At 25.1% G+C, this 442-nt stretch carries 1 protein-coding gene; it reads left to right on the top strand.

Features of this window, described 5'->3' with window-relative positions; translation table 11 throughout:
* Positions 1 to 196 precede the first annotated feature (196 nt).
* On the top strand, positions 197 to 442 hold a 246-nt coding region (locus G3997_RS05955; RefSeq protein ID WP_296644387.1), incomplete at its 3' end, for a hypothetical protein.

Consider the following 442-nt stretch of genomic DNA (forward strand, 5'->3'; position numbering starts at 1 on the left):
TATATTTAATTATCTATTTACATTTAATTATTTTTTATATATTTTTTGGTTTCTATTCATTTTTATTCATTTTATTACATTTATTAACGGTTACAAAATTGTAACATTTATGTTAACATAAGTATATGCAAGGGGTTACCCCCTAAAAAATGCAAGTTACAATAAAGTAACAAATTAAATCTAAAGAGGTGTTTATATGAATAGAAAAATAAAAAATCTATTATCAGTAGGAGCAATAACTATGTTAACAGCATCTAGTATGCTACCAGTACATGCTCTATCAAAAAATACTTGTATAAAAACTAATACATGTAAAAAAACTATGGTTTACAGAAAAGTATACATATGTGTTAACGGTGTTAAATTTGAATTACCTTTAACTCCAAGTTGTCCAAATGTACCTTCTAAGCCAGAAGCTACACCAGATGTACCAAATACTAAT

The sequence above is a fragment of the Romboutsia sp. 13368 genome, from assembly GCF_018336475.1.
Lineage (GTDB): Bacteria > Bacillota > Clostridia > Peptostreptococcales > Peptostreptococcaceae > Romboutsia.